This window comes from Sphingobacterium anhuiense, assembly GCF_042686355.1.
In the GTDB taxonomy this organism is placed as follows: Bacteria; Bacteroidota; Bacteroidia; order Sphingobacteriales; family Sphingobacteriaceae; genus Sphingobacterium; species Sphingobacterium anhuiense.
This window is the reverse complement of record NZ_JBHUPE010000005.1, coordinates 259,422-285,926: the sequence shown is the minus strand read 5'-3', so window position 1 is coordinate 285,926 and position 26,505 is coordinate 259,422. Positions and strand designations below refer to the sequence as shown.

The 26,505-nt window shown below is 39.8% G+C and carries 21 protein-coding genes; 10 read left to right on the top strand and 11 right to left on the bottom strand.

The features are described 5' to 3' along the window. Nucleotides 1–31: 31 nt before the first annotated feature. Nucleotides 32–1,540, bottom strand: a complete 1,509-nt coding sequence (locus ACFS6I_RS13290) for a hypothetical protein (RefSeq protein WP_380921277.1) — start codon at nt 1,538–1,540, stop codon at nt 32–34. A 133-nt stretch (nt 1,541–1,673) separates the two neighbouring features. Between ACFS6I_RS13290 and yiaA the strand changes: the two genes are divergently transcribed. From yiaA to ACFS6I_RS13275, 3 genes are all read left to right on the top strand, one after another. Next, complete coding sequence (gene yiaA, locus ACFS6I_RS13285) at nt 1,674–2,141, top strand: inner membrane protein YiaA (protein WP_380921275.1); 468 nt, start codon at nt 1,674–1,676, stop codon at nt 2,139–2,141. A gap of 67 nt (nt 2,142–2,208) precedes the next feature. Then, a complete protein-coding gene (locus ACFS6I_RS13280; RefSeq protein ID WP_380921273.1) occupies nt 2,209–2,679 on the top strand; it encodes a hypothetical protein in 471 nt (156 codons plus the stop codon). A 246-nt stretch (nt 2,680–2,925) separates the two neighbouring features. Next, nucleotides 2,926–4,725, top strand: a complete 1,800-nt coding sequence (locus ACFS6I_RS13275; RefSeq protein WP_380921271.1) for a mechanosensitive ion channel family protein — start codon at nt 2,926–2,928, stop codon at nt 4,723–4,725. A 95-nt stretch (nt 4,726–4,820) separates the two neighbouring features. On the opposite strand, the gene ACFS6I_RS13270 is transcribed toward ACFS6I_RS13275, so the two are convergent. The 4 genes from ACFS6I_RS13270 to ACFS6I_RS13255 all read right to left on the bottom strand — a co-directional run bounded on the left by ACFS6I_RS13270 (nt 4,821) and on the right by ACFS6I_RS13255 (nt 7,371). Beyond that, nucleotides 4,821–5,138, bottom strand: a complete 318-nt coding sequence (locus ACFS6I_RS13270; protein WP_380921269.1) for a GNAT family N-acetyltransferase — start codon at nt 5,136–5,138, stop codon at nt 4,821–4,823. A gap of 39 nt (nt 5,139–5,177) precedes the next feature. Then, nucleotides 5,178–5,345: a hypothetical protein gene (locus tag ACFS6I_RS13265; RefSeq protein ID WP_380921267.1), complete on the bottom strand. Its 168-nt coding sequence runs from the start codon at nt 5,343–5,345 to the stop codon at nt 5,178–5,180. Between the two features lie 117 nt (nt 5,346–5,462). After that, the gene (locus ACFS6I_RS13260; RefSeq protein WP_380921265.1) at nt 5,463–5,885 is read right to left on the bottom strand and encodes a DUF3995 domain-containing protein; all 423 of its coding nucleotides are present in this window, start codon (nt 5,883–5,885) and stop codon (nt 5,463–5,465) included. Between the two features lie 37 nt (nt 5,886–5,922). Further along, on the bottom strand, nt 5,923–7,371 hold the full coding sequence (locus tag ACFS6I_RS13255) for an exonuclease domain-containing protein (protein WP_380921263.1): 1,449 nt from the start codon (nt 7,369–7,371) through the stop codon (nt 5,923–5,925). 235 nt (nt 7,372–7,606) lie between these two features. On the opposite strand from ACFS6I_RS13255, the gene ACFS6I_RS13250 reads away from it, so the two are divergent. After that, nucleotides 7,607–8,413: an XRE family transcriptional regulator gene (locus tag ACFS6I_RS13250; protein WP_380921261.1), complete on the top strand. Its 807-nt coding sequence runs from the start codon at nt 7,607–7,609 to the stop codon at nt 8,411–8,413. Here the strand turns inward: ACFS6I_RS13250 and ACFS6I_RS13245 are convergent. The 6 genes from ACFS6I_RS13245 to ACFS6I_RS13220 all read right to left on the bottom strand — a co-directional run bounded on the left by ACFS6I_RS13245 (nt 8,410) and on the right by ACFS6I_RS13220 (nt 15,833). Further along, nucleotides 8,410–9,183, bottom strand: a complete 774-nt coding sequence (locus tag ACFS6I_RS13245) for a glucose 1-dehydrogenase (protein WP_380921259.1) — start codon at nt 9,181–9,183, stop codon at nt 8,410–8,412. The two genes, ACFS6I_RS13250 and ACFS6I_RS13245, sit on opposite strands and share 4 nt — an antisense overlap. A gap of 123 nt (nt 9,184–9,306) precedes the next feature. Then, a complete protein-coding gene (locus ACFS6I_RS13240) occupies nt 9,307–10,554 on the bottom strand; it encodes a PQQ-like beta-propeller repeat protein (RefSeq protein WP_380921257.1) in 1,248 nt (415 codons plus the stop codon). Nucleotides 10,555–10,721: 167 nt separating this feature from the next. Further along, complete coding sequence (locus ACFS6I_RS13235; RefSeq protein WP_380921255.1) at nt 10,722–12,068, bottom strand: anaerobic C4-dicarboxylate transporter family protein; 1,347 nt, start codon at nt 12,066–12,068, stop codon at nt 10,722–10,724. Further along, complete coding sequence (aspA, locus tag ACFS6I_RS13230; protein ID WP_168127312.1) at nt 12,065–13,474, bottom strand: aspartate ammonia-lyase; 1,410 nt, start codon at nt 13,472–13,474, stop codon at nt 12,065–12,067. Before aspA ends, ACFS6I_RS13235 begins: the two co-directional genes overlap by 4 nt. 39 nt (nt 13,475–13,513) lie before the next feature. Continuing rightward, a complete protein-coding gene (locus ACFS6I_RS13225; RefSeq protein ID WP_380921253.1) occupies nt 13,514–14,560 on the bottom strand; it encodes a type II asparaginase in 1,047 nt (348 codons plus the stop codon). Between the two features lie 19 nt (nt 14,561–14,579). Then, on the bottom strand, nt 14,580–15,833 hold the full coding sequence (locus ACFS6I_RS13220) for a hypothetical protein (RefSeq protein WP_380921251.1): 1,254 nt from the start codon (nt 15,831–15,833) through the stop codon (nt 14,580–14,582). 394 nt (nt 15,834–16,227) lie between these two features. Here ACFS6I_RS13220 and ACFS6I_RS13215 point away from each other — a divergent pair, with 394 nt between their 5' ends. From ACFS6I_RS13215 to ACFS6I_RS13190, 6 genes are all read left to right on the top strand, one after another. Beyond that, complete coding sequence (locus ACFS6I_RS13215; RefSeq protein ID WP_021188245.1) at nt 16,228–16,665, top strand: MarR family winged helix-turn-helix transcriptional regulator; 438 nt, start codon at nt 16,228–16,230, stop codon at nt 16,663–16,665. A 104-nt stretch (nt 16,666–16,769) separates the two neighbouring features. Next, complete coding sequence (locus ACFS6I_RS13210; RefSeq protein ID WP_380921248.1) at nt 16,770–17,402, top strand: nitroreductase family protein; 633 nt, start codon at nt 16,770–16,772, stop codon at nt 17,400–17,402. A 276-nt stretch (nt 17,403–17,678) separates the two neighbouring features. After that, nucleotides 17,679–18,545 (top strand): helix-turn-helix domain-containing protein, encoded by an 867-nt coding sequence (locus ACFS6I_RS13205; protein ID WP_132771045.1) that lies wholly within the window; start codon nt 17,679–17,681, stop codon nt 18,543–18,545. A gap of 305 nt (nt 18,546–18,850) precedes the next feature. Continuing rightward, nucleotides 18,851–20,347 carry an acyl-CoA dehydrogenase family protein gene (locus tag ACFS6I_RS13200; protein ID WP_380921246.1) on the top strand — a complete coding sequence of 499 codons (1,497 nt, stop codon included), beginning with the start codon at nt 18,851–18,853 and terminating at the stop codon, nt 20,345–20,347. Between the two features lie 995 nt (nt 20,348–21,342). Continuing rightward, nucleotides 21,343–24,597, top strand: coding sequence for a SusC/RagA family TonB-linked outer membrane protein (locus tag ACFS6I_RS13195; protein WP_380921244.1), 3,255 nt, complete (start codon nt 21,343–21,345; stop codon nt 24,595–24,597). 18 nt (nt 24,598–24,615) lie between these two features. Beyond that, nucleotides 24,616–26,391: a RagB/SusD family nutrient uptake outer membrane protein gene (locus ACFS6I_RS13190; RefSeq protein WP_380921242.1), complete on the top strand. Its 1,776-nt coding sequence runs from the start codon at nt 24,616–24,618 to the stop codon at nt 26,389–26,391. Nucleotides 26,392–26,505 lie beyond the last annotated feature (114 nt).

Genomic DNA, 26,505 nt, shown 5'->3' with positions numbered 1-26,505 from the left:
AAAGATTTATCAGGATTCCATATTGCACCATCTAAATATTTTCGGGTGTATGTTGACTGGACAAATGCTGAAGTACGATTTGATAGGCCGACTTTTTCTCCCACTTAGCGATCAGCCATGAAATAAAACAGATATGAAAAATATCCGCATGTTCTTTATTCTTTAACAGATCGACCGCAGTTTTTTGAAATACAGGATTAAACACAATATCAGGCTTATTGAAATATTTCTCCACAAGACTCGCAAAATGTAATACCCTTTCTTCATGAGTTTCTGTAAGAAAACCACTGTATCGACGTTTGAAACTACTTAACCTTGAAACAGCAAGTTCGATATGCCCGAACTGTGCATGAACCAAAACTTCCATCAGATTTTTACGAATGGTCCAAAGCATACCCATTTTTTTCTCGTACCACTGATCAGTATGCTGAAACAAGGCAAGATGGCGTAAGCAAGATCGGTCATCCTGCAACGATAAAAACATCGTTAAACATATCCTTAAATCTTCTATGTCCTCCTGTTTTGTCTTTTTTGTTGTCATTTCCAAAGCCTTCATCAATACAGCTGTTCCTTCTCCACCCCTTCCAGTAAAATATAGATTCAGAGCCGATAACAACTGATGCCGTGGATAAAATTGAGATTCATGAAAACGGTGCTGTTCCATTTGGTTCTTCATCTCAGAAAGATAATCCGCACTCTTGTCAAAGCTTCTATTGCGTAAATGAAAGTTTGCCAAAAAATAAAGGACATGCAACTGATAAAATAAGTGAGATTCATCCGCTTTCTTCTTTCCCTGAATAAAATGTTGGATGCGCTGAATATAACGTTCTATAAAACTATAATCCTGATGAATAGCCGCATATTCATTGGCTATAAAAAGTATCTGATAAATAGACTTATAGTTCATTAAATCTTTGACTGCGATCTGATATTTTCGTATGGTCCCGAGCATCAGTGCGGCCAAGTTGACCACTTTACCTTTCAGATTTACCTCACGCATTTCCTGACGCAGAAAAGCATATGCCAGATTCAATTTTGCCTCCCGTTGCATATGTTGCTGGTTGACCAGAAAACGTGTTGTTAAGTCTTCTAAATTTTCTGAAGCTTCACTATGCGCATAGTTTATTTTAAGAAGCAATATATCGTTCAATAAATTATAATGTTCCAGTTTTGTTGCGATTTGCTCGGCCTTCACCAAGCACTTGAAAGCAGTTTTATCCACATCATTTTCCAAAAGAAAACGGCTTACGACAATTAAACGCATCACTTCCGAAGCCTGACTGTTATTGCTTTCAAATGTCTTCTGAGATAGAAATAAAAGTAGGCTATCATGCAGTCTTTTACGCAAAGCATGGTAAGAATCCCTGCTTTTTGTTTTTTTTAACAGCTTTTCTAAGCCATTTATATCGTCAGTATTTAGCAATTCAAATAAAAGAATATTTTTAACATCGTGTCGCTTATTCTTCTTGCGCATAAATGCCTTAAAATCCTTTTTATCCTGATCACCAAGTAAATTTATTAATGTCGCAAGCGCATCCATAATAGGTTAATTTTAAAAACAAACCTACTAAAAAATTAATTTATATCATCAGTATTTTCAAATATCTCATTTGTGCATCTAGCGACAACAGCGGACATTTGCTTCCATAATAACACATAAAAAAACAAAAATTATGGAACCGCTAAAACACAAAACAGAGGAGAACACTCCACTTACAAAAAACGAAGAAAAAACAAAAAATCCATTCAAACCTACAGGTGCATTCATCGGCGCATCCTGGTTTGCTTTACTAACCGGCTCCATGGGATACTGTATCGGGCTTTGGAACGCTACGATGGAGCTCAATGAAAAAGGGTATTATTTCACGATCCTATTATTCGGTTTATTTGCCGTAATCTCCGTACAGAAAAGTGTAAGAGACAAAGCAGAAGGCATTGCCGTAACCGATCTTTATTATGGCCTTAGCTGGTTTGCAACAATTGCTGCAATGGTACTACTTACCGTAGGGCTCTGGAACGCCGATCTGCTGCTTAGTGAAAAAGGATTTTATGCCATGTCATTCTGCTTAAGTATATTTTCAGCCATCGCTGTACAAAAAAATACCCGCGACGCCAAGATGTTTGAGGAAAACGAATTGTAACTTAGCGGTTGCCACCCGCAGTGACTTGCACAGCAAGCCTGCGGGTTTATTTAATAAATACTGATAAATGAAAAAAAGCATCCTTAAATTATTGAGAAGTACAGCTTTTGTTGCGATGATACTATTTGCATTTACTTTTATTCAAACATATTGGTCGATGGGAAAATTAGCAGATCAAACATCAAGTGGCTGTCTAGACTGTAGTTTCATATACGATGCATGCTTCATTTCTTTATGCAACGCCATTATCCTAACCCTACTATTTCTTTTATTAGCGAAGATTAAGAAAAACCGATATAAAATAGCAATAGAATTCGTGCTATTGACCAGCTTTTGGTTCTTTTGGAATTACAGTATTTTTGTAGATCGAGAATCCTCGTGGAGTACCTATAGTTTCGATGAAGAAATCTATTATACGGTTTATTTATCACTATTGCCTATATTGGTAACTGCAACTCTTGCCCTCATGACCATCCATCATCAGGTGATTCGTTCAAAATTTAGAGGGCAAAAAAAAGTGACCAGCACCACTCCATAAAAGATACATCACTTATTTTGCTTCAATGATCATTAACAAATAATCGGAAACGTCCCATGGAACTTAATCGTGTTATGGGACGTTTTCTTTCAAGAAAAGATGCCCAGATGGCACAATGTATCGTTTCATAGCAGAATATCTAAGGGCCGCATTGTGTAATACAAGCAAAATTATCTATGTTTGGTCTACTAAATCTACCATAAGTACATTCGTCATATGGCTTAGAATCAAAAAATAGCTTGCAATATGAAAAGACTTTACATTTGTTTCCTTACTGCTTTATTATGCTTTTCAGCCGTCCTTCAGCTCCCGGCTCAGGAGACAGATTCAGTTAATACAAAAGAACTTGGACTGAGCTCCCTATTAAATGGGATCAGGCAGCAACAGATTAACGACTCTTTAGAACGTGTTAAGATTCAAAATGAAATCACAAATCTAAAGACACAAAATAGCGCAAAGAAAGAAGACCTAAAACAACAGCTCACTAACTTTGATGAAGAAAATATCATCCGAAATCAGCAGTTAAAAATAAAAGTTGATTCAATCAAAAAAAACACCAAACGTTATGCTGTCGCTCCATTTAACGATACGCTGTTTTACATATACAACAAACTCGGTTCATCTTTAGCAAAAGACCGAGCTGACAATGTCGTCACCCGCATTCAAAACTTATACGAAGATGATTTCGTAAAGGTCGATTCCTTCAAAATTGAAAACAATGAAATCAGTTCAGATATTATATATAAAGACCTCATTATCACTTCAGTTACTGAGTTAGACGCACTGCTTGAAGGAAAAAGTAAAGAAGAAATCGCAAAACAATATCTAAAAAGTATTCAGGAAACCATTAACCGAGAAAAAGAAGAAAACAGTATTTCAAAATTATTGATCCGCATCGGGCTTATCGCGCTCATCTTTATTGTTTTTTACTTATTGATACTATTGATCAATAAAATTAAAGATTACAGTGTGCAGCGGATCATGACCGAACGCACACAGCTGATCAAAGATGTCAAAATCAAGAATTATGTTTTAGTCAGTTCCGTTCAAAAAACCCGCATCCTGATCAATAGCATCAACATGTTACGCTGGGCACTTATCATATTAATGGCCTTTATCATGTTGCCTATTGTATTCAGTGTCTTCCCCTTTACACAAAGTTGGGCCAATAGTTTGATCGGCCTATTTACCAAACCTCTAAAAAAGGCATTTTTAGCGATCTGGGATTATATCCCCAATCTCATCACGGTATTTGTTATCCTATTTGTCATGCGTTATGCCGTCCGATTGGTAAAATACATCTTTACGGAGATTGACAAAGGAAAACTAGAAGTGAATGGTTTCCATCGTGAATTTGCGATGCCGACTTTTACCATTGTCCGCTTTCTATTGCAAGCATTTACACTCGTCCTGATATTCCCTTATCTACCAGGATCTAACTCGGATATTTTCAAAGGTATATCCGTATTTATTGGGGTGCTATTTTCATTAGGTTCATCTTCAGCAATATCCAATATTATTGCAGGTCTTGTGATTACCTATATGCGACCTTTCCGAATCGGAGACCGCATCACCATAGCGGATAAAACTGGGGTAGTGATTGAAAAATCACCGCTGGTCACAAGACTCAGGACCATTAAAAATGAGGAGATAACCATCCCTAATTCATCCATCTTGTCAGGGAACACCGTGAACTATTCCACCTTTTCAGATCAGGGAATTTGTTTTCAGGTCGAATTAACAGTAGGCTATGAAGAACCTTGGGAACGCATCCATGAAATGCTCTTAAACATACCTCCGCGTGTAGCACGGGTCAATACCACGCCAGCACCTTTTGTGTTGCAGAAGAAACTGGATGACTTTTATGTCCTCTATGAACTAAATGTCTACATTTCGCAGTCTGCTGAAATCGCACTGGCACAGTCCGAGATCTTTCAGTTGATTTTGAACGATTTTCTAGCTGCAGGCATTGAAATGAATGCCCCTCACATTTTCACTAAAGTAGACCACAGTCCACAATATAAAGCAGGAATAGATCACATCTAAAAGTACGTCAAAACACTTTAATTACGACAAAAAAATACGACCAACTCGTTGAAACCGAGTTGGTCGTCATCAATATCTATTTTGAGCTTAAGATTCTATTTGTTATTCTCAGCTGCGGCAGACAAATAAGCAAGAACATCAAATGCCAAATCTTTAAAAAAGAAACTGCCAACTTTTGTAATGCCCATTTTCTCATGAGCCCGCAAAGAAGGTTCATTATCTCTTCTAATAAATAAGATTCCTTCTCGATTAGGCACTTGCCTGATAAGTTCGCTGAACATCAATTGTGCCACCCCTTTTCCGCGCTGTTGCTTATTTACACAAATTGGACCATACACGTACGAATCTAAAGCACCACTGTAAGCACTAAACATAGCATCAAGAATCGGTACAGGATGCTTTTTATAAACCATTTTAGATGTAGATAATAAATATCCAACAACTTGATCGTCCTATATAGCCACTACTTGAGGCATATCTTGCATCATGGCTACAATTTGCTCCCGCCCAAGTTCACCTGACAATGTACCACCATTGGAAGCCAGATTCGCAGACTGTAACGCAAGTATTCCATCCAGTTCCGCTCCAGATGCGATTTTAATTTTAATATCCGCTTTCATCTTATAAAAATGATTAAAACTATATAATAGACTCCTTACGGATATCGTTGCCAAAGTATCCCCAAACCCTATTAGTCAAATATTGAATCTCCCTACATGAAATACCTATAGCATGAACTAGTCAATGACGAGCACAACATGAGAAACAAACAGAAATAAGCATAAAGGACTAAAGAAATAAGTATCTTTCTGAGCAAAGACAGATTTCCGAAATCTCTTAGTTATTCCAACATATTTAAAATCCCCTATAAATCGAAGTAGAAATATAACGGCAATAATCCACATACCATAAACAACATAAGAGGGTGCTATTGGTACCTGAACAAGGCCATCAAAAACCATATTGAGCACCGCAAACAGAAACAAACCAACAGCGACGATAAAGGTTCCAAACCGACTGGGGGTAAAAACTCTCTTCCCATTCAACTTTGTTGGGATCGTGGCCGCAATTCCTAACTGCCCATTGCATACCCAATACAGATGCATCGCGGCAAGAAACAAGAAAACAACAATATTTATTTTTGAAAGTATAAACTCCATTCGTTTATTTTTTATTTTAAATCAATAATAAGGATACTTAAAACAAGATCAAAGATTCTTCATCCGAATCTCCGGTTAATTCAGGTAATACGACAGCTTTCTGACAATCGTTCACATAAGTTACCTTTCTCGGATACTTTGCGATGTACGCATTAATCAGTTGCATCATATAATGATTACCGGGATATCGCTGTAAACTAGATCGGATATCTTCCATCGACTCCAATTGCGTATATTCATCCAGATAACCCATGGCATAAAAATTCCCTTGCTCTACCCAGACATAACTTCTCTCCTCCGGCGTTCTTCCTTTATCAACAATTACAAAAGTTGGTTGTTGTTCCAGAAGATGATCTACAGCCAGTTCTACTTGGGCATTATGTTTTTCAACTTCCGGTAATTCCGGTTGATCAGCACAGCCTCTGCTTGCGTAAGGTATTTCCGTAGCACCAAATGTACACATACGATGATCGAGCTCAAAGTTGACCATCAACTGCCGCAAGACCTGTACCCCATCATATTCCATATTAAAAACCTGAATGCACTGGCAGTGCTTTTTCAATTTACCGACCGCAAGATATAGATAGCCGTTCTGTGCTTCATATTTAAACAAACCAAATTTAGGCTCAAAACGTTTCAATGCACGATTATAAGCTGGCCATAACTTCTTTATTTCTGTACATTCCAGTAATAGCGCCATGAGTTCAGTCGCGCACACCTCAAATGTGATATGATAGATCTCTTTTAAAAAATGTTGTCTTTGTTTATTGATATTGTGCCCCGTAAAATGAGATGCAACACGCTTCTTCAGATTTATGGCTTTTCCAACATAGATAACCTTCCCGTACTGGTTCATAAAATAATAGACTCCGGGATGCTGTGGCAAAGCTTTAAAATCCTCCGGTGCCAAATTAGGCGGGAGTCGTTGATCCGGAGCAGCTTTCTTCAGCATATCATCCAGCGCACCTTCCGTATCCCACTGCAGTAAAGAAGAAAACAAAATCGCAGTAGCTTCTGCATCTCCTCCGGCACGATGGCGATTTGAAATAGGAATGGCTAAACTGTCGCAAAGCTTACCTAAACTGTAAGATCGAAAACCCGGTCTTATTTTACGGCTCAACCGTACTGTACATAGTTTTCGTGCCGTCCATTTATACCCCTGTTCTTCCAGTTGATGACGAATAAATGAATAATCAAAGTTGACATTATGAGCAACAAAAATACGCCCATCCAGCATATCGAAAACCTTTTGGGCGATATCACCAAATACAGGTGCATCTGCCACCAGCTCGTTATCAATTCCCGTCAGTGCAAAAATAGCCAATGGAATATGCTGTTCCGGATTAATCAACGATTCCCATCGATCAATGATTTTTTCGCCGTCATGAATCACAATCGCAATTTCTGTCATACGGCTGCCCCGGGCATTTCCACCCGTAGTTTCAATATCCACGATGGCATACGTTATGTTTTTCAACTTGTTCACCTCAATCAATTTAACAAAGTTTGCAACTCATTATTCTATATCTTACAGTAACTAACTAACTAACTAACTAACTAACTAACTAACTAACGCTCTTCCGATCAACTTTGTGTAATTTTTCTATTTACAAAAATAAATCCAAATCGTCAGCTGTCACGATAATGCCCTTACAAATAATCAATATTTTACAGTACATTTGTTTCCAATAGAAACAAATCAATGTTTCTAATAATAGCAAATGGAAAATAAAGAACCAAAAATATTTTTTACCAATAACCTAAAGTTCCTCCGGGAGCGTAAAAAAGTCAGTCAGGCAGTGCTCTCCGAAGCCATCAATGTAACACGGGTAAAACTTGCATTGATTGAAATTGGCAAAACAAAAGCCATGGAACCACATTTTATGTTATCCATCTCCAATTATTTTAAGATCAGTTTAGATACCTTAATGACCGTTGACATCAGTAAGCTAGGTGAGTTAAAGATTCGCGATCTGGAAGCTGGGAACGATATTTATATCAAAGGCGGAAATCTTAGAGTTCTGGCCATCAGTGTTGACAAATCCGATCAGGAACATGTTGACTATGTGCCCATAAAAGGACGAGCTGGCTATGTATCTGGAGGGTATGCTGATCCGGACTATATTTCAGAGCTACCGAAATATCATATTCCCAATCTTTCTAAGCACCGAACCTATCGTACCTTTCCTGTAGTTGGAGACTCCATGTTGCCCTTTCCGCAAAATATGGATATAACAGGAAAATTTATTGAAGACTGGAGCCAAATAAAACCCGAATCACTCGCGCTTGTCGTCTTAAAGGGGCAGGATATTATATTCAAAGCCATCACACTGCTTCAAGACAGAGTATTGCAGTGTCGTTCTTTAAATCCTATTTACAAATTGTATACCGTTCCACTTGAAGAAATTTTAGAAATATGGGAGTTTCATAGTTACCATACAACAGAATTGCCCGAAACAACAGCAACTATTGCAACAGTACTCCAAAGTTTAGATGACATAAAAAAAATGATTATTCAGAAACCCTAATCCAAGGTCTGCACCCCGCCTCCATTCACAAACAGTACCTGTCCGCTTGTCCAGCTGGAAATCGGAGCCGCAAAATAAAGCACCGCACCAGCAATATCTTCTGGTTCCCCCAAGCGTTGCAGGGGCGTATGCTTTAGCATATTGCGTTCTATTTCCGGCGTCAGCACTGTACTCAGTGCATGTGTTCGAACCGCTCCAGGACCCACCGCATTCACGCGGATTTCCGGCCCATAATCAAATGCCAAATTTTTAGTCATATGATTTACCGCAGCCTTAGAAGAAGCGTAAGCACTAATTGCAGGACTGGTATTGATAGAAGCCATAGATGACATGTTGATTATGCTCCCATAACCTGCCGATTTCATATGGGGCGCTACCAATTGACATAGCCGCCACATACTAAAAACATTCATTTCAAATACCTTGGCAAATTGTGAAACAGCGATCTGATCAGAACTTTCTTTCCCTGCTCCACCTCCACCCACATTATTTACTAAAATATGTATTCCTCCATACTTGGAGACGGCGGCATCCACCAGATTAACCAACGCTTCATCCTTCGTTACATCACATTCAATTGCTAGTGCATTTCCACCATCTTGATTAATTTCATCTGCTGTTTGCTGCGCGGCAGAAAAGTTATAATCAGCGACCACGACATATGCGCCATAAGCAGCCAGCATCTGACAACAAGCCCTACCTATACCCGCTGCTCCACCTGTAATAATAGCTGTTTTACCGTTTAAATCAAATAAATTAGAAATATCCATGCCTGTTCTGTTATAATCAATAATAAAAGCAAACAAGAACCTTCAAGACATCATTGCTCGCAATTTTTAAACAAACAAGGAGCATAATAGTTTCTCTAAAAACAAATCACATGCCTTACAAGCCTATTCAAGCGCATACACAGCGCCATCTGCGGAGCCAAAATACAGTGATTGACCATCAATCCAGACCGTAGAAAAAATACTGCCCATCTGCAGGTATCCCGTAAACAATTTATGGATATCATGTGCATATTTTTCATCCAGTCCAGTTCGTAACTTATCTTTTTCATCAAAAAAATTTGACCGGTTCAGTTTACTGGATGCCGTTTGAAAAACACTTGAAACCGTACCTTTCGAAAGATCTAACTTATAAAGCACACCATCCAATGCACCAAAATAAGCAGCAGAATCTGTGATCGAAGCACTGCTAAACGTATTTAATGGAATCCGTGGTTCATAAAGTTTCCCTCCATAAACCTTATCCAAAGCGAGCACACTATAAGAATCCGACATGGTCAGCAGCAACTGTTTTCCAGCAAGACTAGGTACACTGATCCAGCTTCCGGGCTGATGGTAAACCCAATGTCCAGTACCATCTTTAATTTTTAAAGCATAGCTATTAAAATCCCGGGCTCCAAAATAAACAGAACTGTCCGCCGCAACAGCATGAAACTGCACCTCTCCCTTCGGAAAATAATGCTCACCAACCGTTTTAAATTTCCAGCGTAAATCACCATTTTTCTCTAAACAGTAAAAATAACCATCAAAACTACCGATCAAGATTTCATGGGCTGTCACAGTAGGCGAAGCATGTACAATACCTGCTGTTTTATATTTCCAGATTTCTTTTCCATTTTTGGCATCAAGCGCATAAATATGTCCATCTCCAGATCCAAAATACACGATTCCCGATTCTACAGCTGCCGAAGAATGAAAATAATCCCAGCTATCATAAGATCTTTCCCCGCCAGTTTTAAATCTCCACAATTGCTTTCCGGTATGGACATCTAGCGCATAAAAATAGCCATCAGCACTTAAAAAATAAACAACCTGTTGATCCACCGCCACAGTAGCCCTTACCTCCCCACCTGTCTTGTATTTCCAGAATACGCTTCCATCAGCTTTATTTAAAGCATAAAGATTACTGTCACAGGATCCAATAATAATTTTGTCGGCATATAAAACGGGAGAAGAATAAACCTGACCTTCGGTTTGAAAACGCCACTTCACCTGAGGCCGTTCCTGAATCAAGGCACCGGAAGTATAATTATGACGATCGGCTGTTCTAGCCAACTGTTGCGCTTGTAAATTCGTTTCTAAAAAAAAGAAAGCAAGCACAAAGCAGTAAAAATATTTTTTAAAATAAGGCATACAGATTCCAGCGTTTTAAAATGGATCAATTATTTATTAGGTTCTAATATCGCATCAATAGAGCATTGATACCAATCAAAGATATCAAAATTAACCTTAAAAGAAGACATCCTTTGCTGAAGAAAGGATGTCTCTCAAAATCTTTCAGAACCTGTGGATTACACAAGCTAAAGCAGTATACCACTTAAGATAAAACCGACAAAAATAGTAACGGCGATTGCAACCAGACCCGGAATCATAAAACTATGGTTAACGACAAATTTTCCAATTTTCGTACTTCCCGTTCGATCAAAATCTATTGCAGCGACCAATGTCGGGTAACCAGGAAGCAGAAAATCACCATTTACAGCCGGAAACATCGCTAATAAATGTGGACTTGTAATACCGAGTGCCAAACCCATTGGCATAATTGTCCTTGTTGTCGCTGCCTGACTAAAAGTCAAAGCACCCATCAAAAATAAAGCGATCGCAAAAGTCCAGGGATATACCGTTACAATATCCTTAAAAGTATGTTCAATAACTGCCTCATTGGCCAGCATAAACGTAGCACTCATCCATACCACACCCAACACCGAAACAACAGCCGTCGCCATCGATGTAAATAAACTCATCTTAGCGACTTTTACAGCAGAGGTTTTTGTTATCAGCATGATAAATGCTGAAGCCGACAAGGTGATCATGATGATCAAACTAGTCAGATTAATCGTACCATCCGCATTTACACTGAAACTAGGACCTCCACCCACATGTGGAACAAAAGCAGGAAAAGCGCCAAAAAATATAATCAGCAGAATTGCAAATCCAAATATGGCAACTGCGATTTTAGCTCCAGGAGCTGGTTTATATTGAGTCGTTCCATTTTCCATATGACTAGGATCCATTGAACTCGCAAATTCCGGGTCCTTCATTTTCTCCAGAAATATCGGATCCTTATCCAACTCCAATCCCTTTTTCCTTACCGCCAAAATACTAACAAATATACCACAGAGCGCGGCCGGAATACAGATTTTCATGATATCGATAGAAGCCGAAGAATAAGCCAGTATCGCAACTAAAGAGGCACTTGCAGCACTCATAGGGCTACCCGTAATGGCTAGATGCGAAGCAATGACCGATACCGAAAGCGGTCTTTCCGGACGAATACGCTGTTTAGCCGAAACCTCTGCAATAATGGGCAAAAGCGAGTAAACAATATGAGCCGTTCCTGCAAACAAGCAAAGAAAATAGGTCGTAAATGGCGCAATAAAGGTGATCTGACTCGGATTCTTACGGATTATACGTTCCGCTATACTCACCAGATAATCCAAACCACCTGCGGCCTGCAGAGTCGCCGCCGTCGTTACAATAGCAAGGATAATCAGTAAGACCGATATGGGCGGATCCGCCGGTGTCATTTTAAAAAACAGCACAAAGATAAACAGTCCGATCATTCCCATGACACCCAGACCGATTCCTTTCATACGTGATCCGATTAAGATCATCGCCAACAGAATCACAAATTGCACAAATATCATTTCGATATAAATTTAGGATGAATCAAATTTTCAATCGAATAAATCTCATCCCACTTCGCCTGCGTAATCAACTTACGCTCCATGACCACAATTTCGTGAATAGATTTACCCGTTTTTAAAGCTTCTTTTGCTATAGAGGCAGATTCTTCATATCCTAATATCGGATTCAATTGCGTTACGATCCCGATACTCTGCATCACCAGATTTTTACTATGTTCAACATTTGCGGTAATACCGACGATACATTTATCTTTCAAGGTACCACAAGCTTTGGTCAGGTACTGCAAGGAAGTAAATAAAGCCATGCCAATGACAGGTTCCATTACATTCAGTTGTAACTGACCAGCTTCTGCCGCCATCGTAATGGTAAGATCCGCACCGATAACATAAAAACAGGTCTGGTTGACCACCTCAGGAATAACCGGATTAACCTTTCCTGGCATAATCGAAGAACCCGGTTGCATAGCCGGTAAATTAATTTCATTAAGACCGCAACGAGGGCCACTGCTCAACAGACGAAGATCATTACAGATCTTACTCAATTTTATCGCATTACGCTTCAGCGTTCCGCTCAACTGGACCAAAGCTCCAGTATCGTAAGTCGCTTCGATCAGATCAGCGGCAAGCGTAACGGGAACCTGGCTTATTTCTGCTAGGTATTTTACGCATAACTGTGCATATCCCTCAGGCGCATTCACGCCGGTACCGATTGCTGTAGCTCCCATGTTCACCTCTGTAATTAACTGCGAAGCCTCACGGATACGTAGCACATCTTCGCCCAGCGTAGTTGCAAAAGCATTAAACTCCTGTCCCAAAGTCATCGGCACAGCGTCCTGCAACTGCGTACGCCCCATTTTTAAAATACCGTCAAATTCCTTCCCTTTATTAAAAAATGCACCTTGCAGATCCTCCAAAGCGTGGGAGAAAGCCCCAATTTTAAGATAAACTGCAATTCGAAAAGCAGAAGGATAAGCATCGTTTGTACTCTGCGACAAGTTGACGTCGTTGTTCGGGTGCAAATATTTATATTCTCCTTTTTGGTGCCCCAGATATTCAAGTCCCAGGTTGGCAATCACTTCATTGGCATTCATATTACAAGAAGTACCAGCACCGCCCTGAATCAGATCGCTGATAAACTGATCCGTAAACTCACCTGCGATCAAACGGTCGCAGGCATACGCGATCGCTTCGGCTTTCTTTGCATCCAGAATACCCAGATCTCTATTCGCCAATGCCGCCGCTTTTTTCACAAAACCAAATGCCTTTATAAAAAGAGGTTCACTACCGATCGGAATTCCAGTAATATCAAAATTTTCCTTCGCGCGTAACGTCTGTACACCGTAATAGCAGTCGTTGCTAATTTCTTTTTCACCTAAAAAATCGTGTTCAATTCGAGAAGATGTCATAATCTTAATTATTTAAAATGATAATCGTTTATAATGCTATTAATAACGCAAGAAATAACCTTGCAATGTTTCTTTATCATGTGTATTTAACAAACCCAGCATCAGCAGTATCCGGGCTTTCTGTGGATTTAGATCATCGGAAACCAACGTTCCTAATTCATCATCGTTCACTTCTCCATCTTCAACGACCCTACCCGATACACATCTGCTTCCACGGCAAACTATAATTCCCGCCTTTACAGCCTGCTTCACCTGCTCGGTAAAAGCTTTCGAAAAATTTCCATTCCCTACACCCGCGATGACAATACCCGCAGCCTTTTCCTTTACCAGCAGGTTGAGGTAAGCTGGTGAAGCATCAGCATACATGTATGCAATTTCAACCTTTGGGAAGACCGTATTAGCATCTATTTTAAAAGGAGCCAAAGGTTTTACCAGACGATCAGAAGATTTGTAGAATTCCACTTTCCCGTCAAACACCTGACCGATTGCCCCACTATTAGGTGAACCAAATGCATTGACCTTCGTTGTACTCAATTTGGTCACGTCCCTTGAACTAAAAATGGATTCATTAAAAGATACCAGTACCCCCCTACCTTTGCTTTTCTTATCAGCCGCCAGCGTTATGGCATCAAATAAATTCTTAGGGCCATCAGCACTGATAGCGGTAGAGGCACGCATAGCGCCAGTCAAAACAACAGGACTATCGTAAGCCACCACCAGATCCAGAAAATAAGCCGTTTCCTCCTGCGTATCGGTACCGTGTGTAATCACAATTCCGTCGGCTTCCTTTTTACTGAAAATCTCATTAATACGAACCGCTAACTTTTTCCAGATATCCAAACTCATATCCTGGCTGCCAACAGAAGAAATCTGTTCACCGCTCACCTCCGCGATTTCGTTGATCGATGGAATACCCCCGATCAAATCAGATACCGGAATCTTTCCTGCAGTATACCCTGCACGATTTGCCGAGGCCCCCTGTCCAGCTATGGTTCCACCCGTGGCCAATATGATGATCTTCGGCTTTTGTCCATAGGCCAACTGCAGGAACAGCAGCAGGGTTAAAGATATCAGTAGTCTTTTCATTGTAATATGATTTGATTGGTTAAAAATTAAATAGCATTCCAAAATTCATCCGCATTGCATTTTTCCCTTTTGTAAGCCCCTCATCAAATTCCAGCTGTTTATAACCGAACTGTGGTTCTAATCCCAGCATCAGATTTTCTAGAACATTGTATGAAAGATTTAAGGTAAACTGATAATTATTCATTTTATTCCAAGGACTTAGCGTATTTTCTCCGCCCGAAAAATGATTGTAGGAAGTCATAAGCATCGTATGGAATTTAGGTGTCCAAAATCGCTGATACGATATAAATCCCGCAGTTACATCCAATAAATTGAGCACCCCGGGCTGTTCTTCATGAGCGAAGCCATCCAGTCCCGAACCACCGATAGCCAAAAAATAATCAGCAATACCCCGCCCCATATTCCATTGTGCCTGCAGGTTGTTGACCAATCCTGATTTTTTATTAAAAAAAATACTGGCCATCCCTGTCAGCCCCCAGCCATTGGCTGTCCTGTACCTATAATCCGTATCGCCAGTCAATACTTCTTTCGAATCGTAAGCAATATTGCGGTAGACCCCTGCGACCTTCAAGAAGCTTCCCCCCTCGTAATCATAGCGGAGTGCACCGATGACGTCAGGAATACGTCGCGGTGCATAATCTACCCCACGATCTATATTGATGGTATAATCATACAATCTACGGGGTTCCATTTGCTCTATCGCAAGTTCATAACCAGCACCGCCCTTTTCCGTAAATTTGTTTTTATAATTCAATTGAATGCGACGACTCAGAACCATCCCGGTCGGACCATCCCAGTCCAGCAAACTTGCCGGCCACAGATCTGGATCTCCAAAGGTGGACCAATTCTGTCCCAAAGTAAAGTGATCATACTTAATCCAGGCATGGCGCAGTCTGAACAGTGAAGTCCGGTTAGGCCCGCCTTCAAAATCACCTTCCAACATGGCACTGATCTCTTTGCCATTCTTAAGCTGCGTTGTAGAAGCAAAACGAATTTGACTCTGACGCATATCCACCCAAAATGCCGGCCTATCACGACCATACACATCATTTTCGTGAATTAAAAAAGAACTGTTACCATGCAGGTTACCCTTGATATCGTAGATTCCGTTTAATTTCAAACGACCGATTAAGAAAGAGGTACTTTTAGGTTTCCCATTCAGCGAATCCTTTGTCTCATAACGAATCAGTTGCGCACAAAGGGGCTGCACAAACAGTAAACAACAAGATATTAATATTGTTAATCGGTATTTAGTAGTAATTGGTCTATTCATAAAGACTCTAATCTAAGCCAACAGTAAGTAATCAGTATCCTTTACTCTCAGTTAAACCAATGCCTCCGTCAAAATGTTTTGCAAACTTTCAAATAAACCACAACACCCTTAAAAACAATTAATTAACACTAAAAATTATAAATACAATTTATTTAGATCATATTTCAGTTAATTCTAACCTAATTCAACCACACCGTATTTTATATATTTTCTTAGGAAACAACTCTTGAAGGAAAACGATTAAAAAAGGATAGCAAGACAACTTTTTAAAGAATATTGCTATCCCCATCTATGCCATATCATTGTCAACAAACACATTAAAATGTCCAATTTTTAAATTGCACACAACTTAATTGTAAATAATACTTATATTTGTACCGCAAACAAAATTGATATGAAAGATCTTTTAAAGTTGGACAATCAGCTCTGTTTTCCCCTCTATGCACTGAGCCGGGAAATCATTCAGCGCTACCGCCCTCATCTCGATGAGATCGGACTGACCTATCCACAGTACCTGGTATTGATGGTTCTTTGGGAAAAAGACCAGCAGACCGTCAATCAGATCGGTCATAAACTGTTTTTAGATAGCGGTACACTGACACCTTTACTGAAACGTCTCGAACAAAAACATCTGCTCGTGCGACAACGGAGTACTGTTGATGAGCGGGTTGTCGAAATCTTCCTGACAACAGCTGGAAAAGATCTGAAAAAAGAGGCTAAGTGCATACCGCAAAAGTTAATAGAAGAACTGGAGATCAGTGCTGAAGAGATTGAAAGTATGCGCAACATTGCCAATAAAATATTAAAAAGTAAAATAGTAACAGAAGTATAACCTTGATATCAGGAGTAGCTGACAATTGAAAACACCAAAAAGAACAAATCTTTTAGTATCAAAATTGCACGCTCCGTTATCAACATATCATTAAAATTAAAACAATGGCATTAATTGAAGATTTACAGTGGCGCCATGCTACAAAAGCATACGATCCCACAAAAAAAGTAAGTAAAGAAGACATCGAAAAAATTGTAGAAGCGGCACGCTTAGCACCCACTTCTTCAGGATTGCAACCTTTTAGAATCATCGTTGTCGAAAGTCAAGAAGTACGCGAAAGATTAGTTGCTGGAGCTTTAAATCCAGAGTGTATGCGCGACTGTTCTCATTTGTTGGTATTCGCTGCATGGGATAAGTATACCGAAGAACGCATCGATACCATCTACAACCGTACAACAGAAGAGCGTGAATTGCCTGAAGGACGATTCAATAGTTATACAGATATGATCAAAAAGCTATACGCATCTCAGACAGAAGAACAGCATTTTGTACATACCGCAAAACAATCTTATATTGCTTTAGGGCTGGCATTGGCACAGGCTGCGGAATTGCGTGTTGACACTACTCCTGCTGAAGGCTTTAACAATCAGATTGTAGATGAAGTACTTGACTTAGCAAGCTTAGGTTTAAAAAGCGTATCATTAATGTACGTGGGCTACCGTGATGCTGAAAAAGATTGGTTAGCGCCAATGAAGAAAGTAAGAAATCCGATGGAAGAATTTGCGATCTACAGATAATATAAAGCAGGATTAGTAAGATAATACCATATCCTGCAATCTATTAGCTAATAATAAAGAAAGGGTTATGTTTTACACATAGCCCTTTTCTGTATAGAAACATTGGCATCCTAGCGCAGTCTCGACCTTAATATGATGGAGAAAGATGTATAAAGGTGATTATTGGCACAAGATTAGTATAAAATTGCTATCATTTCATTGCGTAACTTTGGTACAGAAAAGAAACATCTTTTAGCTTTGGCGGTAAGTACCTGAAATATTATATTAGGATCAAGAATGGAAAAACAAGTAAATGCGAACGAATTTGTCGAACGGTTTATGTCCGGCAGTCTGGAACATCTAAAATACATGCAATCGTCAGTGAAAATATTTCGACTGAGCGAAATTGCGCCGTATATTAAATTTCCGACACCGCCTATTTTTCTGGGTTACAATTTACTTGTTCATATAACCGAGGGCTATTTTAAACACCAGATCGGCCCCAAAGAATATGTGGTTCAGGCGCCGGCGATACTCATGAGCAACTACGGTAATATATCTGTGATCAGATCAGTTGATAAATCTGCCAAAGGACATTGTATTTTGGTCAATGATGCAGCCATGACCTCTATTTTCAGAGAGCAGGAAATTTTAAATATTTTCACCATATCACCGCTTCACAATCTCTCTGCAGCAGATGATCACGATCTGCACCAGCTATTTAGATTGCTTTACAAAGAGTTGCATACGGCATCTCCGTATAAAGAACTATTTGAAAGCTTGCTTAAATCAGCGCTATTAAAAATCATCAAGCTTTCCAATACCAACAACATGCTCAACCGCAGTCAGGAGATTGCGATGATGTTTAAACAACTTGTGCACAAAAATTACCTGAAACAGAAAGAAATTGGCTTCTATGCCGATAAATTAGCCGTATCGCCCAATTATCTCAATAGATGTGTCTCCGCTGTTTTTAAAAAATCATCAAAGGAACTTATTCTGGAAGTTCTGGTGATGCACAGCCAGCTCCTGCTATTCGAATCCAACAAAAGCATTGCCGACATATGTTATGAATTGGATTTCTCCGATCCGTCCTATTTCTCACGCATCTTTAAGAAAATTGTAGGCATGTCACCAACCTCTTATCGAAATAAAGCGAGGTAGTTTCGTGCCACACATGCACGATTTGTCCTAATCTTTATACTAAATAAAACAAAGAGATTGCGTTTTTAGGTTTATTTTTGTACAAAGCGATGGTGAATATGCAATCACTTTTATAAAACTCATGTTAAACCAGAAAAAAATGTATTTTTTGCTAACAAGTTTTTTGTTACCTTACTTCAGTACTCACTTCTCATCAGAGAAGTTAGGAGACGCTGAGCAAGAATGGTATCTGCATAAGCCCCTTCGTTATTGTTCATCATTTAATCCTACATTTTAAGATGCTTAACTTTTTAGAACAATCAACCATGACGCAAGATTTTGATATTTACATTTCCTCATTTAAGGAAAGATTATCCAGCTTATTTAATCAGGAATATGACTATAATAACCTTAGTCTATCGCGCGATTTACCGCCTGATTTTTTGAGCAAAATCATGGACATGACACCGCTTGCGGTTGCTATTCCAGAAAGCCATGGTGGTCGTGGAGTACATGTTAAAGAGTGTCTGGGAGTACTAGCTGCCGCTTCTTACGAATCGTTATCGCTGTCCCTTATCTTCGGAATCAACATTGCCCTTTTTCTAGAACCATTAGCGAAGTATGGCAATATCACCGTTCAGGAAAAAGTATTCAAACAGTTTTTGGAAAACCAGGCAATGGGTGGCTTGATGATCACAGAGCCTGATTTTGGTAGCGATGCGCTCAATATGCGTACTTCTTATGAGCAGGTAGGAGATCATTACAGCATACAGGGCCAGAAACATTGGCAAGGTCTTACAGGAGCTGCCGATTACTGGTTGGTGACTGCACGTAAAAGAAATGAAAACGGCGATCTGACCCGTGATATTGATTTCTTTTTAACGGAAGATGCAGCCGCAGAACAAAAAATTGAAGTTGAAAGACGTTACAACAGTCTTGGTCTATATGCTATTCCTTATGGAATCAATAATATTGACATCAAAATACCTGCAGCACAGCGATTGGTTCCAGAAAGTACTGGGATAAAGTTAATGCTGGATACACTGCACCGTAGCAGACTGCAGTTTCCCGGTATGGGTATGGGCTTTATCAAGCGTATGCTGGATGAAGCGATGCAACATTGCCATGAAAGACGTGTTACAGGCATCCGCCTTAATGAAATGGACGCTGTTAAATTTCAGTTATCACGTTTACAGGCAGCCTTTACACTATGTTCGGCTATGTGTGCATACAGCACCACAGTAAGCTCAATCAGCAATGACTTATCTAGTCATGGTGTAGATGCTAATAGTGTAAAAGCATTTGTGACAGATCTGATGCAGGAAGCCTCACAGATATGCTTGCAATTATCCGGAGCAAACGGATATCGTTTAGACCATATTGCCGGCAGAGGTGTTGTAGACAGTAGACCATTTCAGATTTTTGAAGGATCTAATGAAATGTTATATACACAGATTGCTGAAGCAATTGCTAAACTGATGCGCAAAAGCAAAGAAAACAATCTTCTGTCATTTTTAAAACAATATAAAGGAACAGAACTTGCTGCACCATTTTTCAGTGAAATTTTAAATTTCAATCTTCCAGATCAGCCAAAACAACGCGAAATGATGACTTTGGGAAGAATGATCGCACGCGTTGTTTGTTATCAATATGTATTGTTGATCAACAATGCAGGGTTTAACGATAAGATGACCGAAATAACACGTCAGCATATCAAGATGGATCTAGCGATGTTTGCTGGTCAGTTGCATAGCAACAACACAGCAGATCCGTTAATGGATTATGAAGAAAATGCAGACTGGATGAAATTCGCATCGTTATAATTGATTAGGGCTGCAGTTTCAAAGCATATTAAAAAAGGCACATTGTAGTACGATGTGTCTTTTTCTGTTTAGGACTGATTTTAATCGGGTTCATCATCACAACATAGTCAAACTTCCCTCTCCCAATGAGCATGTTATTAAATGACTAAGCATAGTGGAATTCATATTTTAAAAAAATATTTTTAAAAAAAATAGGCGTCTATTGGCTTTAAAAAGGATAATTAAATTAAAAATGTCATAAAATCAAAATTTTACGGGAAACCGTAAAATCCCATTAGCAGGAATTTTAACTTTGTATCATTCACATTAAAGGTAGGTGCGAATTTTTATTTACAACGTTTGCAGTCGCATACAGTTTATCCCTAAAAAGCTAGATCGATTGCAAACAAATTGATTAATTAGTAATTTTTTACAGATGGTTAACGTACAGGTCCTACGTTAACCATTTTTTATTAAGAAAGGTAATTGATACCCCATTTCCTACATTCTTCAACAGATTGCCGAAAAAGAAGACCCCTATCACAACAACCTTAATTACAAATAATTAGAAAAATAACGTATAATATCCTTATCCCTAAATAATTTTTTCACATAGATGAGAATAATTACCTAAGCAACCAAAATAAAATCTTATTTTCTTTGTAAAATGAACTATCCGTTACGTAGACAGAACTGAAAAATAACTTTGTAATAAAAATAATACACTAGTAATCTGCATGTTACAATTTGCTAAATCATTTTTATTCTTCACTAAAACGTTATACTGCCTTTTTTTTATATTTTAGTCCTAAACACAAACAAACCAATAATTATCAATTACAACCAAATGAAAAAAACAAATATGATACTAAAAGAGAAAGGGGGGATACTTAACAAGGATAATTAATCTCACCAATTAATTATTGCTTAAACAACAACACTACCTAAGCACGCCTATTTTAACAAAAAAACAAGCAAACAGCAAAACCTAATTTTTTTTGTTAAAACCTACATTAATGAAATCACTTTTAAAATCTATTGGATATGGTTATCTGTATCCGATCAACAAAAAACATGTTGCCTCTATCGGCGCATCTTTTTGTGTATTGGCGAATATTGCTCAGGCAGCACCCTTTCACGTGCCAAATGTGTTGGACAATACCCCAGATGGAAAGGGTATACTTGCACAGAAAACAATTTCTGGAAAAATCACCGATGAACAGGGACAACCTATTGCCGGTGTAACCATCAAAGTCAAGGGTACCAGCATTGCTGCATCCACGGACACGAAAGGACAGTTTACCATAGCGGCTTCATCCAACTCAGTATTGATCATAACAGCCCTTGGCTATAGCAGTCAAGAAAAAGTAGTCACAGGGGCTACTATTGCTGTTACTTTAAAAAGCCAGACCAGCAACCTCGATGAAGTCGTTGTCGTCGGTTACGGTAAGCAGAATAAGCGACTGGTTACAGGAGCTGTGGCTCAAATTGGTGGCGAGGTCTTACAGAACCGTGCCATCACGAGAGTCAGTCAAGCATTGCAAGGACAGTTACCTGGTCTGAATATTACAACTGCATCTGGAGGGGGCGCTCCAAATGCGACGCAAAATATCAATGTTCGCGGTTTCACAGGCCTAGGCACCTCGGGCTCACCACTCATCGTCATCGACGGTGTACAAGGGGGCGATATCAACTCAATCAACCCGGATGATATTGAAAACATTTCCGTATTGAAAGATGCGGCCTCATCGGCTATTTACGGTTCCAGCGCACCCTACGGTGTGATTCTCATCACAACTAAACAAGGTAAAAAAGGGAGTAAACCAGCCCTTACTTACAGCAATAACCTGAGCTGGGCCCAACCGATCAATCTCCCGAAAATGTTGAATTCTTTGGATTTTGCTAACCTTTACAATGAAGCGGCAATCAATGGCGGCAGAAGTGCCATCTTTAATCAGGAAACCATAGATCGGATTATTGCCTATCAAAATGGTACCCTAAAAACGGAAACCATTGCAGACCCAGGTGCCGGCAAAGATGAGTATTTAGCATGGGGAGCCAGTAATGCCAATAATGACTGGTTTAAAATTTATTTTAAAGACCTTGCTTTTAATCAGCAACATAATGTGGGGGTATCAGGTGGTTCCGAAAACAGCAAATACTACGTCGGCTTAGGTTATAACGACCGTGCAGGTTTATACAACTTTGGAGATGACCGTTACAAACGTTTCAATGTAAGAACAAACCTAACGACGACCATTTCCCCTTGGTTGGAATTCAGTCTGAGAGGCAGTTTCTCCAAAGAACTGACCAACAGTCCAAACACGTACAGCGGAAAAACAGGCGGAAACTACATGCATCAGATTGCGCGTAAATTCCCAACAGTAGCATTAAAAAATCCTGACGGAAATTATTCTGACCCAAGTGACGTCCTTTTGCATAAAGATGGTGGGCGTGCAAAGTCCACGCTTGACAAAGCGATGCTGACCGGCGAATTTAATTTCAAACTGGCACCAGGATGGACAGCAACCACCAATTATACTTTCGATGCATCTTTCCAGGATCAAAGTTCACATACCAAGACCCTATTTACTGTTCGTCCAAGTGGCGCGGAAACAGCCATTGGAGGAACAACACCAAATGCATTCAGTAGATCTAATTACCGGGTTCAAAATCATATCATCAATGCTTTCACCAAATATGAAAAGCAGGTCAATGACCATTACTTCAGTGTTTTGGGAGGTTTTGTCCGGAACTATTATGAATACCAATACTATGGTGCCAATAACAGTCAATTGTACTCGGACAATATTCCTTACTTATCCGGTACTTACGGCACTGCGCCAGGTATCAGCGATCAGGTGCGTAGAATAGCGTCCGATGGTTTCTTCGGAAGGTTCAATTACAACTACCAAGAAAAATATTTATTTGAATTCAATGGCCGTTACGACGGTACCTCACGGTTTTTACAAGAACAGCGCTGGAAATTTTATCCAGGTGTTTCCGTAGGCTGGAATATCGATAAAGAAAACTTCTTTGAACCGATCAAAGAGACCGTTTCTGCATTTAAGCTAAGAGGTTCTTACGGTTCACTAGGTGATCAGGCATTCTTAGATACTGATCCTAATAATCCACAGTATTATCCTTTTTACCCTGGCTTAGGGACAACCAGTCCAACTTCAACAGATTGGCTATTTGGAGGCAACCGTGAAGCTGCGGTTAGAGCTCCAGGCATTGTTAACCCCGATTTAACCTGGGTAACTACGACCACGCTGAATTTAGGTACTGATATCAGTTTCTTTCAGAATAAATTAAATACATCCTTTGACTGGTACATCCGGAAAGCAAATGATTTTGCCGTTTCTTCTGTTGCATTACCCGGTATTTTAGGTACCACACCTCCTCCTGTTAATGACGGAGCCATGGAGACCCGAGGGTTCGAATTAAGCGTCGCATGGCGTGATCAGATAGGCGATGTAAAATATGGTCTACGTGCTGTTTTAAGCGATTATAAAGGAAAAATAACACAATTTCCAAATCCAACAGGATCACTCAGCACCTGGTATACAGGTCAGACCATGGGGGAAATCTGGGGATACACCACATATGGTTTATTTAAAGATCAGGCAGAAATCGATGCAGCACCTTCGCAGAGCAAAATATCCGGACAGACCTGGAAGCCAGGTGATGTGCGTTATGTTGATCGGAATGGTATAGATGGTATTGATTTTGGAACGAATACTGTAGACAATCCGGGCGATAAAAGTGTCATCGGTAACAACACTCCACGTTATTCCTATGGATTTACAGGAGATGTGACCTATAAAAACTTCGATATGTCCTTCTTCATTCAGGGTATCGGCAAACGCGATGCATGGGTAGGTTCCAACTACTTCTGGGGTATCACCGGCGATGAGTGGCAAAGTTCACCCTTCGATGTGCACATGGATAGATGGTCTGAATCCAATCCAGATGGCTACTTTCCGAAGTTTTACCTGACTGGCGAAAATGGTAAAAATACCCAGACGCAAACACGCTATCTTCAAAATGCCGCCTATCTGCGATTGAAAAATCTTCAGTTTGGTTATGGTTTACCTAAAAGTTGGTTAGAAAAAGCCGGTTTTGGTAAAGCGCGTATCTACGTCAGCATTGACAATGTGTTTACATCGACCAAGTTGATCAAGACAATGGATCCCGAATTATCCATCAATGATGCAAAAATCTATCCTTTGCAACGGACTTATTCAGCAGGTATCAACCTATCCTTTTAATGCTTAAATATCTTTAAAATGAAACGTATTCAATTTTTTATAGCATCAGGACTTGTACTTTCAGCACTCACAGGCTGTATGAAAGACATTCTAGAGCAAAAACCCGCTACCGCAATCAGCGACAGCGAATATTGGAAGACCGAAAATGACCTGAAGTTATATGCCAATGGTTTCTACAGTACCCTTCCCAATTATACCAATTGGGGTAGCATGGGGATCTATAGTCTAGATGCCGATGGTAGTGACAATATGATCTACAACAGTTACAACTCGGCGCTTAATGGCGAAACCATCATACCAGGAAGCGCAGGAGGATATGGTAGTTATAGTGACTGGAGCGCACTTCGTAATGTCAACTACCTATTGGCCAATTATACGAAAGTAAAAGCACCTTTTGACAATGTTAAAAAGTATGTCGGCGAAGCCCTGTTCTTTAGAGCGTATTTTTATTACGGAAAACTAAAAACCTTTGGTGCATTACCATGGATCTCAAAACCTTTGGAACTTACGTCACCGGAGGTATATAATGAGCGCTTACCGCGTAATGTCATTGTCGATTCCTTATTGTCCAATTTAGATCAGGCCATCAGTTATCTCCCAACTAAAGGTCAAGCCGGAGCCTCTAGAATCAATAAAGAAGTTGCGATGCTATTCCAGGCACGTATCGCATTATATGAAGGTACCTGGGAAAAATACCATAAAGGAACAGACTTTGGTGTTGCAGGATCTGAAGGTAAAGTATACCTTGAAAAAGCGGCAACAGTATCCAAAAATTTATTGGACAATCCCGGTGGTTATGCCCTGGCTACATTTGCACCAAACTCCAATGATTACTGGAAACTATTCAATCAGGTAGATTACAGTACCAATCCGGAAATCTTGTTATGGCGAGCTTTCAACATTAGCTTAAATCTGGGACACCGCTGGCACCGGTACTCCAATACAGGAGCTGGAAGAGGTTTAACAAAAGACCTGGTCGATGCTTACTTGTGCACCGATGGAAGTCCAATCGGCGTCAGCAATCTGTATAAAGGCGATGCGACATTAAAAGATGTAGTCACCAACAGAGATCCACGTCTTCGTCAGACCTTATATGTTAACGATAATGAACACATCGTGACTAACAACAGACCCGGAGGAGCAGCTCCCGCACTTTTTGAATACCCCACATTCGAAGCCGCAAATGAGAATAAATCCATTACCGGCTATCAGGTATACAAAGGTCATAATCCCGATTACAACCAGCAGCAAGATCTGGGAACAACCGGACAGATTATTTTCAGATTTGCAGAAGCGCACTTGATTTATGCAGAAGCTCGTGCCGAGCTTGGCGTATTGACAGATGCAGATTTGGATCTGACCATTAATAAATTGCGTAGCCGCGTGGGCATGCCAACCATGAAAATCAATGGCATTGTGAATGATCCTAACAAAGAGTTTCCAAGTCTTAGTCCATTATTAAATGAGATCCGCCGTGAGCGCAGAGTCGAACTGGCTGCTGAAGGCTACCGCGCAGATGATTTATTCAGGTGGGCAGCGATGGATGAAAAATTTGTCGGCTGGAAACCTAAAGGAGCAAAAAGAGCACAGTGGGAAGGTGCAGCTATTCCTGAGCCTGTAGCAAAGGCAGCATTAAGCTTACCGGTTGATGCAAATGGTTACATTGAATATTTCAAAAACGTAGCTGGGCTGAAAGATGGCTTTCAATTCAAAGTGAAGCGGGATTATTTATCTCCAATTCCAATTGATCAGATGACGCTTAATCCTAAAATCAAGCAAAATCCAGGTTGGTAAAACCGCTTATTCAAAACATCCTGTAATCTAACGATTACGGGATGTTTTTATTTCGAACACGACTTTCTTCGCAAATAAAAAGCGATATCACTCCTTGTAGCTATGGGACAACAA